At 73.2% G+C, this 15,053-nt stretch carries 15 protein-coding genes; 6 read left to right on the top strand and 9 right to left on the bottom strand.

The window, feature by feature from the left end; genetic code table 11:
• Positions 1-149: 149 nt before the first annotated feature.
• Positions 150-911 (top strand): class I SAM-dependent methyltransferase, encoded by a 762-nt coding sequence (locus ACZ56L_RS22310; RefSeq protein WP_471065807.1) that lies wholly within the window; start codon positions 150-152, stop codon positions 909-911.
• Between the two features lie 185 nt (positions 912-1,096).
• Positions 1,097-1,252 (top strand): DUF6131 family protein, encoded by a 156-nt coding sequence (locus ACZ56L_RS22315; RefSeq protein WP_345219500.1) that lies wholly within the window; start codon positions 1,097-1,099, stop codon positions 1,250-1,252.
• A gap of 158 nt (positions 1,253-1,410) precedes the next feature.
• Here the strand turns inward: ACZ56L_RS22315 and ACZ56L_RS22320 are convergent, their stop codons facing one another.
• Both ACZ56L_RS22320 and ACZ56L_RS22325 read right to left on the bottom strand, forming a co-directional pair.
• Complete coding sequence (locus tag ACZ56L_RS22320; RefSeq protein ID WP_345219501.1) at positions 1,411-1,542, bottom strand: hypothetical protein; 132 nt, start codon at positions 1,540-1,542, stop codon at positions 1,411-1,413.
• Positions 1,543-1,752: 210 nt separating this feature from the next.
• Positions 1,753-2,586, bottom strand: a complete 834-nt coding sequence (locus ACZ56L_RS22325; protein ID WP_471065809.1) for an aldo/keto reductase — start codon at positions 2,584-2,586, stop codon at positions 1,753-1,755.
• A 205-nt stretch (positions 2,587-2,791) separates the two neighbouring features.
• Here ACZ56L_RS22325 and ACZ56L_RS22330 point away from each other — a divergent pair, with 205 nt between their 5' ends.
• Entirely contained in the window at positions 2,792-3,556 is a 765-nt protein-coding gene (locus ACZ56L_RS22330) for a polysaccharide deacetylase family protein (protein WP_471065811.1), read from the top strand.
• A gap of 145 nt (positions 3,557-3,701) precedes the next feature.
• On the opposite strand, the gene ACZ56L_RS22335 is transcribed toward ACZ56L_RS22330, so the two are convergent.
• Entirely contained in the window at positions 3,702-4,592 is an 891-nt protein-coding gene (locus ACZ56L_RS22335) for a sigma-70 family RNA polymerase sigma factor (RefSeq protein WP_345219504.1), read from the bottom strand.
• Positions 4,593-4,675: 83 nt separating this feature from the next.
• On the opposite strand from ACZ56L_RS22335, the gene ACZ56L_RS22340 reads away from it, so the two are divergent.
• On the top strand, positions 4,676-5,137 hold the full coding sequence (locus ACZ56L_RS22340; protein ID WP_345219505.1) for a carboxymuconolactone decarboxylase family protein: 462 nt from the start codon (positions 4,676-4,678) through the stop codon (positions 5,135-5,137).
• Positions 5,138-5,204: 67 nt separating this feature from the next.
• On the opposite strand, the gene ACZ56L_RS22345 is transcribed toward ACZ56L_RS22340, so the two are convergent.
• Entirely contained in the window at positions 5,205-5,639 is a 435-nt protein-coding gene (locus ACZ56L_RS22345) for a VOC family protein (protein WP_468689906.1), read from the bottom strand.
• A 41-nt stretch (positions 5,640-5,680) separates the two neighbouring features.
• On the bottom strand, positions 5,681-7,546 hold the full coding sequence (locus ACZ56L_RS22350) for a protein-arginine deiminase family protein (protein WP_471065814.1): 1,866 nt from the start codon (positions 7,544-7,546) through the stop codon (positions 5,681-5,683).
• Positions 7,547-7,797: 251 nt separating this feature from the next.
• Between ACZ56L_RS22350 and ACZ56L_RS22355 the strand changes: the two genes are divergently transcribed.
• Positions 7,798-8,130, top strand: a complete 333-nt coding sequence (locus tag ACZ56L_RS22355) for a hypothetical protein (protein ID WP_471065816.1) — start codon at positions 7,798-7,800, stop codon at positions 8,128-8,130.
• Between the two features lie 54 nt (positions 8,131-8,184).
• Here the strand turns inward: ACZ56L_RS22355 and ACZ56L_RS22360 are convergent, their stop codons facing one another.
• Entirely contained in the window at positions 8,185-9,255 is a 1,071-nt protein-coding gene (locus tag ACZ56L_RS22360; RefSeq protein ID WP_471065817.1) for an NAD(P)-dependent alcohol dehydrogenase, read from the bottom strand.
• 117 nt (positions 9,256-9,372) lie between these two features.
• Here ACZ56L_RS22360 and ACZ56L_RS22365 point away from each other — a divergent pair, with 117 nt between their 5' ends.
• Complete coding sequence (locus tag ACZ56L_RS22365) at positions 9,373-10,332, top strand: helix-turn-helix domain-containing protein (RefSeq protein WP_345219510.1); 960 nt, start codon at positions 9,373-9,375, stop codon at positions 10,330-10,332.
• Positions 10,333-10,362: 30 nt separating this feature from the next.
• On the opposite strand, the gene xdhC is transcribed toward ACZ56L_RS22365, so the two are convergent.
• From xdhC to ACZ56L_RS22380, 3 genes are read right to left on the bottom strand one after another with little or no spacing between them, the layout of a single operon-like run.
• Positions 10,363-11,172: a xanthine dehydrogenase accessory protein XdhC gene (gene xdhC / locus ACZ56L_RS22370; protein WP_471065819.1), complete on the bottom strand. Its 810-nt coding sequence runs from the start codon at positions 11,170-11,172 to the stop codon at positions 10,363-10,365.
• A gap of 1 nt (position 11,173) precedes the next feature.
• Positions 11,174-13,558 (bottom strand): xanthine dehydrogenase molybdopterin binding subunit, encoded by a 2,385-nt coding sequence (gene xdhB / locus ACZ56L_RS22375; RefSeq protein WP_345219512.1) that lies wholly within the window; start codon positions 13,556-13,558, stop codon positions 11,174-11,176.
• The gene (locus ACZ56L_RS22380; protein ID WP_345219513.1) at positions 13,555-15,051 is read right to left on the bottom strand and encodes a xanthine dehydrogenase small subunit; all 1,497 of its coding nucleotides are present in this window, start codon (positions 15,049-15,051) and stop codon (positions 13,555-13,557) included. Before ACZ56L_RS22380 ends, xdhB begins: the two co-directional genes overlap by 4 nt.
• Between the last annotated feature and the right edge of the window lie 2 nt (positions 15,052-15,053).

The raw sequence follows: 15,053 nt of genomic DNA on the forward strand, positions 1-15,053 counted from the left end.
ACGAAGGGGCGAGAACGGATGCAAGGGCAAGGTACCACAGCCGGGGCGTCCCCGAACACCCCCCTCCTCCCGGGGCCCGCACGCGACGACCCCGTGGGCCGTTTTCCGCCCCCTGCCCCCTTGAGCGCCGGGCCCCTATGCTGTGGCCGGTGTTCACCCCCCAGGGCCCCTCCCTCCGCGAACTCGCCCGCCAGGCGCTCTCCTCCGTCGAGCACGGCTACGACCTGCTCGCCCCGAAGTTCGACCACACCCCCTTCCGCACCCCCGACGCCGTCCTCACCCCGGTGGCGAACCTCCTGCGCCGCCTCGGCCCCTTCGACGCCGGGCTCGACCTCTGCTGCGGCACCGGCGCGGGCGTCGGCGTCCTCCAGGAGGTGTGCCGCGCGCGGGTCGCCGGGATCGACCTCAGCGCCGGGATGCTCGACGTCGCACGCCGGAACGCGAGCAGGCGCGCACCGGACACCCCCGCGGAGGTCCCCGCCCACTGGGTGCGCGGCGACGCCCTCGCCCTCCCCTTCGGGCCGGTCTTCGGCCTCGTGGTGAGCTTCGGCGCCTTCGGGCACTTCCTGCCCGCCCAGCGCCCCGCGCTGTTCGCGCAGGTCCGCCAAGTGCTGCGGCCGGGCGGCCGGTTCGCGTTCCCGCTGCCCGCGCCGGCCCGCCCCGGGTCGTACGCCCATCTCGCGATGCTCGGGTTCGACGCCGTGATGCGGGTGCGCAACGCGCTGTGGCGTCCCCCGTTCGTCATGTACTACCGGGGCTTCACGCTCGCCGCCGTCACCGCCGAACTCCGTGCGGCCGGCTTCGGCGTCACCACGTACGCACTGGACGAACCCGGCCGTCGCGAGGACGGCGCCCCCCGCTGCCGGATGCTCGTCGCCACCCGTCTCCAACCGGACATAAAAACTGTGTGAGTGCGATGCATTGCCGCACGGAAGCAGGGCACACGGAGGTGGCAGGACAAAGGCCCAACGGTCGCAAGGCCGTACGGCGGGCCCGCATTTCGTCTGACCCGGTCCATGAAGCGGGCGGAAAAGTGATGCAGCAGTGCGCCTGACCGTGGGTCGCACGCTGTGCAGAGAGAAAGAGTGGAACCGCGATGATTGTTCTTGGTCTGATCCTGCTCCTCATCGGAGTGTTTGCCAGCATCTCGATCCTGACGACCGTGGGTGGCGTCCTGATCGTGGTCGGAGCGATTCTGTGGATTCTCGGTGCGACCGGACACGCGCTGGGCGGACGAAAGCACTATTTCTGACCGGGCCGGTCCCGGACCCGCCGTGGGTGGGCAAGCCTGAAGAAGGCCTGCCCACCCACGGCGTGCGTCCGGCCCTTCTCCCGCGCGGCGGTCACGTGCGCAGGCGCTCGCGTACGTACGTGAGCGCCTGCGCACGCTACGAGTCGAACACCACCACGCTACGAGTCGAACACCACCCGGAACACGCCGCGCACCACCCGCACGACCCCGCCGACAACTGTCCGTACGACACCCTCGGCGAGCCCCGACGTCACGACCTCGGAGCCCAGTTCGGCGGCGTCGTCGGACACGCCCTCGCCCCGGCAGGGCCGGTTCCGGCACACCCGGCGCAGACGGCCGGGCACCGGCCTCCCGCAGCGCCTGCACATCCGGCCCCCGTACTGCATGGTCGTCCCCGTTTCTGTCCGCGTGTTCCCGTGCTTCCTGTACTTCCTGTACGGGGAAGGACGCGCGGGCGGCGGGCGGGGTTCCCCCTCGGCCGGACGCGGCCACCGCGTCGGCTACAGCATGTCGAGCGGCTGCTTGCGTACGGGGCCGGGGAACGCGGCGTCCAGTGCCTTGAGGTCCGTCGCGGTGAGGGTGATCCCGAGGGCCGCGTGGTTCTCCTCCACGTGCGCGACGGTGGAGGCCTTGGGGATGGCGATGACATCGTCGTCGCGCAGCACCCAGGCGAGCGCCACCTGGAGCGGGGTCGCGCCGTGCGCCTCGGCGACGGACTCCAGGGCGGGGTGCCCCAGGAGCCGCCCCTGTTCCAGCGGGGAGTAGGCCATGACCGGCACCGAGCGCTCCCGGCACCAGGGCAGCAGGTCGTACTCGGGGCCCCGGCGGGTGAGGTTGTAGAGGATCTGGTTCGTCTCGGGGAGGTCGCCCGCGGGCAGGTCGTCCAGGTCGTCGACGTCCAGGTTGCTCACGCCCCAGGCGCCGATGCTGCCGTCGCCGACCAGGCCTTCGAGGGCTTCCACGGTCTCGGCCAGCGGAATTCCGCCGCGCCAGTGCAATAGGTACAGGTCGAGGCGGTCCGTGCCGAGGCGGCGCAGGCTCGCGCGGCAGGCGTCGACGGTGCCCCGGGAGTCGGCGTTCGACGGCAGGACCTTGCTGACCAGGAAGACCTCGTCGCGGCGGCCGCGGATCGCCTCGCCGACCAGCTCCTCGGCGGCACCGCCGCCGTACATCTCGGCGGTGTCGATCAGGGTCATGCCGAGGTCGATGCCCCGGCGCAGCGCGGCGAGCTCGTCGGCGCGCCGGGCCCGGCTGTCGCCCATGTACCACGTTCCCTGGCCCAGGGCGGGCACGCTCGCGCCGGAGGGGAAGGTCACGGTCCTGGCCGCTGTCATGGTGGATACCTCATTCCGTTCGTACGGGTGATGCAGTCGTCGCGCCCATGACGAGCACCCCACCACGGGCGCCCGCCGTCGCACAAACGCGGGCCCGTGAGCCGATCCCGCACCGGGGGGCCGGGGAGCTCCGGGGCCGGCGGTGCGGGCGGGGCGGCGACCCCTGCGTGCGGCCGTCCATGTGCGGGCCCCCATGATGAACACCATGAACCTCGGCACCCGCACCCCCCGCGCGACCGGCCTGCTCCTCGCCGCCGCCCTGCTGCCCCTGCTCACCTCGTGCGGTCTCACCGGCGTCCTGTCACCCGCCGAGGTGCGCGCGGACGCCGTCGACGACGGGAAGTCCGCGAGCGGGCCGGTCGACTGCGCCAAGGCGAAGTGCGTGGCGCTCACCTTCGACGGCGGCCCCAGCGCACCGACCCCGAAGGCACTGGACGTACTGAAGAGCGAGAAGGTGCCGGCGACCTTCTTCCTCCAGGGCAAGGGGCACACCGACACCTATCCGCAGACCGTGACCCGCATGGCCGCGGAGGGCCACGAGACAGCGAATCACACCTGGTCGCACAAGAACCTGACCGAGCTGACCCCGGACCAGATCCGCGCCGAGATCGAACCGGTGCAGAAGGACATCGAGAAGGCGACCGGCAAGGCCCCCACCCTGATGCGTCCGCCGGGCGGCGCCACCAGCAACGACGTCTCCGAGGTGCTGGGGGAGATGGGCCTGGCCCAGGTCCTGTGGAGCGTCACCGCGAAGGACTTCCAGGTCAAGGACCCGGCAGAGATCAAGAAGCGGGTGCTGGAGCAGACCGAGCGGGACGGCATCATCCTGCTCCACGAGCGCTACCCGGCGACGATTCCCGCGCTGCCGGTCATCATCGCCGAACTCCGCAAGCAGGGCTACACGTTCGTGACGGTCTCCCAGCTCATGTCCCCGGCGAAGCCCGAAGCCGGCGAGGTCTACCGCCCCTGACGGGGAAGGTCTGCCGCCCCTGACCGGCGAGCCGCGCGTGCCGCCGGCAGGGGCTCCGGGCCCCCGCCCCCCGCCCCCCGCCCCGCGCCGGGCGCGGCAGCCGTCACCGGAACGCACCGCCGTCACCGGAAGCCCCCGCCGCCGCTCACCCCGCCCCCGGCAGGGACATCCGCGCGAGCCGGGCCGGGTCCACCACCGTCCTGATGGCCACGATCCGGCCTTCCGCGACCGTGAACGCCACCACCGCGCGCGGCGTGCCGTCCTCGTGCCGGGACAGGATCCCCGGCAGCCCTCCGACCAGCACTTCCAGGCCCTCCGCGGCCCCCCGGGCGCCGACTTGAGCGCCCGCGGCCACCTTCGTCGCGCCCAGGGAGACGACCGGGCCGTCCGGGGTCTCCACGGCCAGTTCCACCTCCGGGTCCAGCACCCGGAGCAGCTCCTCGAAGTCGCCCCGGCGCGCCGCGGCCAGGAACGCCCGTACCACCGCCCGCTCCTCCCGCCCGGCGCCGGACGGCCGCTCCCCGTCCCGCACCTTCCTGCGGGCCCGGCTCGCGAGCATCTTCGTCGCGGCGGTGGACCTGCCCAGAATCTGGGCTATCTCCCCGAACGGCACCCCGAACAGGTCGTGCAGCACGAACGCCAGCCGCTCGCCGGGCCCGAGCGACTCCAGTACGACCAGCAGCGCCGGTCCGACCGAGTCGGCCAGCAGCGCGTCGTCCTCGGGGGCGGGTCCCTCGTCCAGGGTCACCACCGGCCCGGACACGCCGTCGTCGTACGAGGCCTCCGGCCGGGCCTGCCGGGAGCGCAGCACGTCCAGGCTGATCCGGCCGACCACCGTGGTCAGCCACCCGCCCAGGTTGTGGATGGCGGCGGCGTCCTGGCGGGAGAGCCGCAGCCAGGCCTCCTGCACCACGTCCTCGGCGTCGGCGTACGAGCCGAGCATGCGGTGCGCGACCGCCCGCAACCGGTCGCGCTCGGCCTCGAACAGTTCGGCCGTCGGGTTCGGGGGACTGGTGCGGTGCGGGGTGCGGCTCATCGTTGTTACCTTCCTCGGCGCTGCTCCGTCATGGGGATGACGCGCCCGGCAGGGCACAGGTAACCGACGAAGGAGCAGGTCCGATGGAAGCACGTACCGCGCCACGCATGAAGAGCCCCGCCAGCCCCGATGTGATCACGGGAGTCCAGCACCTCTACAAGGCGATCCACGCCGCCGGGGTGGACGGCGGACTGCTCGCCCTGGTGCACCTGCGCACCAGTCAGATCAACGGGTGCAGCCCGTGCGTGCACGCCACCGTCCAGGCGGCGACCAAGGCCGGGGAGTCCGCCGAGCGGTTGCACCACGTGGTCGCCTGGCGCGAGACGCCCTTCTTCACCGAGGAGGAGCGGGCGGCGCTCGCCCTGGCGGAGGCGGCGACCCGGATCCAGGACGGCGCGCCGGGGGTCACCGACGAGATCTGGGAGGCGGCGGCCCGCCACTTCACTCCGGAGCAACTGGGCGCCATCACCCTGGAGATCTCGCTGACCAACCTCTTCAACCGGCTCAACCACACCGTCCGGGAACAGGCCGGCAAGACCTGGTGAACCGGACGGGGCGGCGGGCCCGGCCGACACCGGCCGGGCCCGCCGCCGCCCGCGCCCGGGCGGGCGCTCAGTCGAGGCAGAACTCGTTGCCCTCGACGTCCCGCATGTTCTGGCACGACTCGTTGAACTCGTCCGCCAACAGCAGCTCCCCCCGCGTGGCGCCCAGCGCGACGAGCCGCACGCACTCGGCCTCCAGCGCGGCCAGGCGCTCCTCGCCGACCAGTCCGGTGCCGGCCCGCACGTCGAGGTGCACCCGGTTCTTGACGGTCTTGCCCTCGGGCACCCGCTGGAAGTACATCCTCGGCCGCACCCCCGTCGGGTCCTGGCAGACGAATCCGGCGCCCTGCCGCTCCGGCGGCAGCGAGCGGTGGTACGCCGCCCAGTCGGCGAACCCCTGCGGCGGCTCCGGCACGACGTACCCCAGCACCTCGCACCAGAAGCGGGCGACGCGCTCGGGATCGGCGCAGTCGAAGGTGATCTGGAAGTCCCTGATCTCGGTCATCGCGCCATCGTAGGGCGGGGGTTCGCCGCTCGGACACTCCTTTACGGCCGCCACCAGGGAGTTCCTCCCGATGTGTCGCGCAGGGCGTTCGTCGCGCAGTGGACCTCGCCACCCGCCAGGTGGGCCCACTTGAAGTTCTCCACCCAGCTCACGCGCACCCCCTGGCGGCGCAGGGCGCGCTCCGTCGCCGTACGGAACAGGTCCTCGCGGCCCACCATCGGGCCGTGCGGGTCCGGGGCCGCGTAGTCCCGGGCGGACAGGGACAGCCCGTTGGCGAGGCCGGGGGAGTAGGCGACGGCCCGCTCCCGCGGGATCGACGGGTCGAACCTCCCCCAGGCGTACAGCACGGGCACCCGCACCAACTCCCGCTCCGACAGGCCGGTTTCCCGCAGCAGCGTGTCCACCTGGGCGTCGACGTGCCGGGCGGCCCTCTCGTTCCCGGCGAGGAACGCCGCGTCGCCGAGCACGGCGTCGACCGTCGGCCGGTCCTCGGCGGTCGTCCCCTCGAAGAGGAGACGGCCGCCCCCGCCCCGCGCGGACGCCTCGCGCAGCAGGCGCGTCGCCAGCCGGGGATCGGAGACCATCAGGGTCCAGCCGCGCGCGTTGTCCGCCCGTACGACGTGGACCGTCTCGTCGGTGTGTCCCACCAGCAGCCAGGAGGTGTCGACCGCGATCGGAGCCTGCTGCCCCTGCGCGGCCAGCATCCGCACGAAGGACGGGTCGGGCGCCCGGTCGGCGCCGGCGCCGTGGACGATGCGGCCCTGCGGATGCCCGGGGTACGGGGGCACGGACTCGAAGTTCCCGGCGAAGTTCTGGAGGTCGTCCACGTTCGCGGGACGGGCGCGGGTGAACTGCTGGACCACGCCCACGTCCGGCCCCCGCAGCTCCCGGAACAGCAGCCGCGCCGAACGGCTCAGCGTGCTCGGCCCCAGCTCGCTCGCGGGCCACACCACCGGCGCGCGCAGCAGCATCCGCATCCGGTGCACGCCGCCCGGCGCCGGCATGCTCACCGTCCCCGGCTCGACCGTGTCCTGCCGCCAGATGTCCCGCCACCACTGCGCGGTCCCGGGGGTGAACGTCAGCTTGTCGCGCGGCAGCCCGGCCCGCTCGGCCGCCCGGCGCAGCGAGTCCGCGAAGGGTTTCCACTCGGCGGGCCTGTACCGCGCCCCGATCCAGCCCGGCACGATCCCGCTGCCGGGTCCGGGCGCCGCGGCGAACACGGACTCGGCGCGCTGGAGATCGTGCTGCACGAGCACGGGCGCGACCCGCATCCGTACGCGGTCCGACGCCGCCGCACCCCCCTGACGTACCGTCAGGACGATGTCCACCTCGCCGTTCCAACGGCACGGATCACGCACCACGTCCCGCCCCTCGACGGCGAGCTCGATTCCGGCACGCAACTCACGTGCCGTCAGTTCGCCCTTCAAAGCGATGAGTTCACCGCCCCTGCGGACGAAGAGGCGTACGTACGGAGCCTGGGCGGGCGACACCCCGAGGTGTCCGGCGGCGTCGTCGGCCACCCGCATCGGCCGCACTCGCAGGGGGGCCAGGTCCCGGGCGTCGCGCTCTCCGTTCACCCGCTCGTCGGCGGCGTCGTGGCAGGCGGCGAGCCGCTCGTCCACCGCCGGGTCGACCCGGTCCAGGTCGGCCGCGGTGGCCCGGCAGCGGCGGGCGTCGTCGTCCAGGTTCGGCAGGAAGACCGCGCCCCGGCCGGGCCGCCACCGGTCCTCGCCGGGCTCGTCCGTGTCGCCGGTCAGGTCGACGCGGCCGTCCTGGTTCACGTCGGCGCGCAGGTCGGGGGCCGGGGGAGCGGTGGGGGCGGGGGCCGCGGTGGCGGCGGTCGTGACGGCCGTGACGAGGAGGGCGACGAGCACCGCCGATGCCGTACGGGCGTGATGTCCCAGCATGACGTTTCCTTCCGCGAAGGAGGAGGGAGGGCGGAACCTCGGTTCCTCTTCCAGGCTCCCGGTGTCATGCCGGACGCGCGTCGTCCGAGGTGACGAAACGGACGTACATCGTTGTGCGCAGTCGTCCCGACCGGCCCGGTACCGGCCCCGCGCGGGGGCGCCCCGGCGGGTCGGGCCGGCCGCCCCGCCCGGGCATCGCCAGGATGAGGAGAGACTGCGCCCCCTCCCCCTCCCTCGAACGGAGCCCTCCCATGTCCCACCAGCGCGACGCGGCGGAAACGTATCCGGCGGTGTGCGGACACACCCACCTCTTCCCGGGGGTGCGCTGCCGCCTCCAGGGACTGCCCGACGCGGCGGCCTTCGTGGCCGCGCCGCGGTCGCTGCCGGTGGACCTGCGGTTCTCCGACGGCACGTCCGCCGACGCGGAACTGCGCGCGGGCGCCCCGGGGCACCCGGTACTGGCCGTACCCGCCCACACCACGGCCGCGGGCCGCACGATCGCCGAACGGGCCTGGTTGGTCAGGGAGTTCACCCGGCACGGGGACGCGGTGGAGTTCCGGCTGGCCGCGCTCCCGGCGGAATGAGCCCCGCGCCCGGCCCCGGGCTTCCGGGGCCGGGCGCGGAAGATCCCGTACGGCTCAGACGGTCGACGCGTCGATCACGAAGCGGTAGCGGACGTCGCTGGCGAGCACCCGCTCGTACGCCTCGTTGATCCGGTCGGCGTCGATCAGCTCGATCTCCGCCCCCAGCCCGTGCTCGGCGCAGAAGTCCAGCATCTCCTGGGTCTCCCGGATGCCGCCGATCATGGAACCGGCGAGGGTCTTGCCGCCGCCGATCACCGAGAAGAGGTTGAGGGAGACCGGCTCCTCGGGAGCGCCGACGTTCACGAAGGCGCCCTCCGAGCGCAGCAGGCCCAGGTACCTGTCCAGCGGCAGCGGCGCGGAGACCGTCGAGAGGATCAGGTCGAAGGAGCCCTTGAGCTGCTCGAACGTCGCCTCGTCGCTGGTCGCGTAGTAGTGGTCGGCGCCCAGCCTCAGGCCGTCGTCCTTCTTGCGCAGCGACTGCGAGAGCACGGTCACCTCGGCGCCCATCGCGTGCGCGATCTTGACGGCCATGTGCCCGAGCCCGCCGAGGCCGACGACGGCGACCTTCTTGCCGGGGCCCGCCTGCCAGCGGTGCAGCGGGGAGTAGGTGGTGATGCCCGCGCACAGGAGCGGCGCGGCGACGTCCAGGGCGAGCCCGTCGGGGATGCGCACGGTGTACGCCTCGTCCACGACGATGTGCGTGGAGTAACCGCCGTAGGTGGGCTCGCCGTCGTGGTCGAGGGCGTTGTACGTGCCGACGTTGCCGCGCGCGCAGTACTGCTCCAGGCCCGCCCGGCAGTTCTCGCACTCGCGGCAGGAGTCGACCATGCAGCCGACGCCGACCCGGTCGCCGACGGCGAACTTCGTGACCTCGGAGCCGACCTCGGAGACGACACCGGCGATCTCGTGACCCGGGACCATCGGGAAGATGCCCTCGCCCCAGCCGTCGCGCGCCTGGTGGATGTCGGAGTGGCAGATGCCCGCGTACTTGATGTCGATCAGGACGTCGGAGGGGCGCACGGCCCGGCGCTCGATCGTGGTCCGCTCCAGCGGCGCCTTCGCGGAGGGGGCCGCCCAGGCGGAGACGGTGGAGGTGTTCTGGGTGCTGGTCTGTGCGGTGCTCATGTCCCCACCGTGCCAGCCGTACGGACATCCTCCCAGGTCACCGCGTTGCGTACGTCCAGTGGTCCTACTACTGGCGGGGACACCCTGGTGTGCGTACGACCCGGGATACTGGACACCATGGACGACCGCCCCGCCTCCGCCCGCACCCCCGCGACCGAGCCCCTCGACAGCCGCGCCGAGCTCAGCGAGTTCCTGCGCACCCGCCGGGCGCGGCTCCAGCCGGGGGACGTCGGCCTGCCCGACTTCGGCCGCCACCGGCGGGTGCCGGGCCTGCGCCGCGAGGAGCTGGCGCAGCTCGCGGGGGTGTCGGTGGCCTACTACACGCGCCTGGAACAGGGCAACGGCCGCAACGTCTCCGGCGAGGTCCTGGACGCGATCGCCCGCGCGCTGCGGCTCACCGACGCGGAGCACTCCCACCTCACGCACCTGGCCAGGCCCACCGCCCACAAGAAGAAGCGCGCGGGGCGTCCGCAGCGGGTGCGGCCCGCGCTGCTCCAGCTCGTCGACGCGCTGGACGGCGTGCCCGCGTACGTGGTGGGCCGCAGGTCCGACATCCTCGGCTGGAACCGGATGGCGGCGGCCCTCTTCGGGGACTGGGGGGCGCTGCCGCAGCAGGAGCGGAACTGGGCGCGGATCTGCTTCCTGCACGAGGGGGCGCGGGAGCTGTTCGTGGACTGGGACCAGAAGGCGTCCGACATGGTCAGCTTCCTGCGCATGGAGGCCGGCTGCTTCCCGAACGACCCGCGGCTGTCGGCGCTGGTGGGGGAGCTGTCGGTGAAGAGCGAGGAGTTCCGGCGGCTGTGGGCGACGCACGACGTGCGGGAGAAGGGGCACGGGGTGAAGCGGCTGCGGCACGGCCTGGTGGGCGAGCTGACCCTGTCGTACGAGACGCTGCGGCTGCCGGACGACCACGACCAGTCCCTGGTGACGTACCACGCGGAGCCGGGGACGGAGTCGGAGGCGGGGCTGCGGCTGCTGGCGAGCGTGGGCACGGGGCGCCTGGACGCGGGGCGGGGCGTGGTCGGGTCGGCGCCCGGCGCCGGGGCGGACTTCCCCCCGCCCCACCCCTTCCCATGACCCTCCGTGACCCGGCGGGGCGTGCGGCGCTCAGCCCCGGTCCGCCTCGAAGGCCAGCAGCAGGGACGCCGCCACGCTCACCGCGATCGTGGCCGGTTCCTTGCCGGTGATGTCCGGCAGGCCGATCGGGGTGGTGATCCGGTCGATCGTGGCGTCGTCGTGACCGCCCTCGTCCGCGAGGCGCTTGCGGAAGCGGGCCCACTTCGCGGAGGAGCCGATCAGCCCGATCGAGCCGAGGCCCGCGGTGCGCAGGGCGGCGTCGCACAGGGCGGCGTCCTCCGCGTGGTCGTGCGTCATGATCAGCACGTGGGTGCCCGGAGCCAGCTCCGCGAGCACCTCCTCCGGCAGGAGCGGAACGTGGTGCGCGTGCACCTGGGCCACCGCGTCCGCGAGGACGGCCAGCCGCTCGGCGGAGACCATCTCGGGCCGGGTGTCCACGAGGTGCAGGTCGATCTCGTGCCGCGCCAGGATGCGGGACAGTTCCAGCCCGACATGTCCCACTCCGAAGACCGCCACCGCCGGGACCACGGGCAGCGGCTCCAGCAGCACGCCGACCGCCCCGCCGCAGCACTGCACGCCGTGCGGGCCCGACACCTTGTCGTTGAGGGCGAACTCCATCAGCTCCGGCTCCGCGCCCCGGGCGTCCATCAGCTCGCGGGCCCGGTCGATCGCGACGGCCTCGATGTTGCCGCCGCCGATGGAACCCCACGTCTCGGTGCGCCCCACGACGAGCTTGGCGCCGGCCTTGCGGGGGGCGTGGCCGCGCACGGTCGCGACGGTCACGAGAACGCCGGTCTCCCGGCGCTCCCGCAACCGCGCGACCGCGGCCACCCAGGTCATGTCAGGCATTGCTGAGCGCGGACGTGCCGGCGGCGGCTTCCAGGTCTTCCCCGGCGCCCTCCCGGGTCGACTCGATGGCCCAGTACACCGCTTCCGGCGTCGCCGGGGACGCCAGCTCGACGCTCGCCCCGGCGGGGCCGAAGGCCGCGGCGGCCTGCCGCAGGGCCTCCCGTACCGAGAAGGCCAGCATGAGGGGAGGCTCGCCGACGGCCTTGGAGCCGTACACCGCGCCCTCCTCGGTGGCGTTCTCCATCAGGGTGACGTTGAACTCCTCCGGCATCTCCGAGAAGCTCGGCAGCTTGTACGTGCTCGCCGCCTGCGTCTGGAGCCGGCCCCGGTGCGGTCCGTCGCCGGTGTCCCAGCGCAGGTCCTCCAGCGTCAGCCAGCCCGCGCCCTGCACGAAGCCGCCCTCGACCTGCCCGATGTCGATCAGCGGGGAGAGGCTGTCGCCGACGTCGTGCACGATGTCGACCCGGCGGATCTTGTACGCCCCCGTGAAGCCGTCCACCTCGACCTCGGTCGCGGCGGCCCCGTTGGAGAAGTACTTGAACGGCGTGCCCCGGAAACTCTTGGCGTCCCAGTGCAGCCCCTCGGTCCGGTAGAAGCCGGACGCCGAGAGCTGGACCCGCTGGAAGTACGCCGTGCGCACCAGGTCGTCCCAGGCCAGTTCCTTGTCGCTGCCCAGGACCCGGGCGACGCCCTCCACGATGCGCACGTCGGAGGCGTTGCCGCCGAGCTGGGTGCCGGCCACCTGGCGCAGCCGGTCGCGGAGCTGCTCGCAGGCGTTCTTGATCGCACCGCCGTTGAGGTCCGCGCCCGCGCTGGCGGCGGTGGCGGAGGTGTTGGGCACCTTGTCCGTACGGGTCGGGGCGAGGCGCACCCGGTGCAGCGGGATGCCCAGCGTGGTGGCGGCGACCTGCATCATCTTGGTGTGCAGGCCCTGGCCCATCTCGGTGCCGCCGTGGTTGATCAGGACGGAGCCGTCCTTGTAGATCAGCACCAGCGCGCCGCCCTGGTTGAAGGCGGTGAGGTTGAAGGAGATGCCGAACTTGATCGCGGTGAGCGCGACGGCCCGCTTGGTGTGCGGGTGCGCGGCGTTGAACGCGGCGATCTCCCGGCGGCGGTCGGCGAGGTTGCCGTTCTCCTTGACCTGCTCCCACACCGCGGAGATCCGCTCGGCCTGGGTGACCGGCTGGCCGTACGGCGTGGTCTGGCCCTGTCCGGGCCGGTAGAAGTTGCGCTCGCGCAGCTCGATGGGGTCCAGGCCGAGCTGCGGGGCCACCCGGCCGAGGATGTCCTCGATGACGAGCATGCCCTGGGGGCCGCCGAAGCCCCGGAAGGCCGTGTTGGAGACGGTGTTGGTCTTGGCGATGCGGCCGGCGACCCGGGCGTTGGGGATCCAGTACGTGTTGTCGATGTGGCACAGCGCGCGCGCCAGCACCGGCTCCGAGAGGTCCAGGCTCCAGCCGCCGTCGGCGGTCAGGGTGGCGTCGAGGGCCTGGATGCGGCCCTCGGCGTCGAAGCCGATCCGCCACGAGGAGTGGAAGCCGTGCCGCTTGCCGGACATGGTGAGGTCCTGCGTGCGGTTGAGGCGGAAGCGGACCGGGCGGCCGGTGAGCTTGGCGCCCAGGGCGGCGATCGCCGCGAAGCCGTGCGGCTGCATCTCCTTGCCGCCGAAGCCGCCGCCCATCCGCAGGCACTGCACGGTGATCTCGTGCGCCGGGACGCCGAGGACGTGCGAGACGATCTCCTGCGTCTCGGACGGGTGCTGGGTGCTGGACTGGATGAAGAGCTGGCCGCCCTCGTCGATCAGGGCGAGCGCGGCGTGCGTCTCCAGGTAGAAGTGCTCCTGCCCGGAGAAGGTGAACTCGCCGGTGAACACGTGCGCCGACTCGGCGAAGCCGGCCTCGATGTCACCGGTCTCCATCAGCGGGCGCGCCCCGTGGAAGCTCTCGGCCGCGATGGCCTCCTCCACGGTGACGATCGCGGGCTTCTCGTCGAGCTCGACCTCCACGGCCGCCGCTCCCAGCCGGGCCGCCTCCAGGGTCTCGCCGAGCACCCAGGCCACGGCGTGGCCGTGGAACATGACCTCGTCGGGGAAGAGCGGCTCGTCGTGCTTCATGCCGGCGTCGTTCTCGCCGGGTACGTCCGCGCCGGTCAGGACGCGGACCACGCCGGGCACGGCGAGCGCGGGCTCGGTGCGCAGGGCGGTGATGCGGCCGTGGGCCTTCATCACCTGGACCGGGTAGGCGTGCAGGACGTCCTTGGTGCGGTGCACGAGGTCGTCGGTGTAGAGCGCGGTGCCGGTGACGTGCTGGTAGGCGCTCTCGTGCGGCATGGAGACGCCGACGACGGGCTTCTCGGGGCGCTCGGACAGATGGCTCATGACGAAACCGCCTCGGTGGTGGTCTGTGCGTACAGCTTCTTCAGGCTCGTGCCGAGCATCGCGGAACGGTAGAGGGAGCTGGCCCGGTGGTCGCTCATCGGGGTGCCCTCGCCGCGCAGGACGCGGGCGGCCGCGTCTACAGTCTCCTGCGTCCAGGGCCTGCCCTCCAGCGCGGCCTCGGTGGCCAGCGCACGGATCGGGGTGGCGGCGACGCCGCCCAGGCCGATCCGCGCCCTGCGGACGATGCCGCCCTCGACGTCCACCGCGAAGGCCACCGCGACGCTGGAGATGTCGTCGAAGCGCCGCTTGGCGATCTTGTGGAAGGCCGTCACCCGCGACAGCGGCGTCGGAACGCGCACCGCGCGGATCAGCTCGTCGGGGCGGCGCACGCTCTGCCGGTACCCGGTGAAGTAGTCCGCCAGGGGGACCACGCGCTCGCCGTCGGCGCCGGCCAGGACCAGCGAGGCGTCCAGCGCGAGCAGCACCGGCGGGCTGTCGCCGATGGGGGAGCCGGTGCCGAGGTTGCCGCCGAGGGTGGCGCCGTTGCGGATCAGCCGGGAGGCGAACTGCGGGAACAGCTCCGCCAGCAGCGGCACGGACCCGTCCAGGCGGCGCTCGATCTCGGTGAGGGTGAGGGCCGCGCCGATCTCCAGGTACTCCGCCTCGGTGCGCAGCTCGCGCAGTTCGGGGAGGCGGTCGATGGCGACGACGCAGGTGTCGCGCCGGGAGCGGATGTTGACCTCGACGCCGTAGTCGGTGCTGCCGGCGACCAGGACCGCCTCGGGGCGCTCGCGCAGGACGCGCAGGGCCTCCGCCAGCGTCGCGGGGCGCAGGAACGTGCTGTCGCCCTGGGTGTACGCCGTGGCCACCGGCTCCGGCGGGGACTGCTCGCGGCGCTGGGCCAGCGGGTCGTCCGCGGCGGGCTCGCCGACGGCGTACGCGGCGTCACGGATGGGGCGGTAGCCCGTGCACCGGCACAGGTTGCCGCTCAGCGCGTGCAGGTCGAAGCCGTTGGGGCCGTGCTCCGGGTCCGAGGTGCCGTCGGCCGTGCCCGCGGCGTCGGTGGTGTCGGGCGACGCCTCGTGCGCGCAGCGGTCGGGGCGGTAGTACTCCGAGGCCATGCTGCAGACGAAGCCGGGCGTGCAGTAGCCGCACTGCGAGCCGCCGCGGACCGCCATCTCCTCCTGCACCGGGTGCAGGGCGGCGGGCGTGCCGTCCGCGCCGGGAGTGGCGAGGCCCTCCGCGGTGACGACCTCCTGGCCGTCCAGCGCGGCGGCCGGCACCAGGCAGGCGTTGACCGCGACCCAGTCGGTGGGCTTGTTGACGCCGGGCCGGGCCACCAGGACGGAACAGGCGCCGCATTCACCCTCGGCGCAGCCCTCCTTGGTGCCGGTCAGGCCGCGCTCGCGCAGGAAGTCGAGCACGGTGGTGTGGGGTGCGTCCGGGGCGAGGGAGGTTTCCTTGCCGTTGACCGTGATGCGCGCGCTTACCATGG

The organism is Streptomyces sp. NPDC039736 (assembly GCF_055596485.1).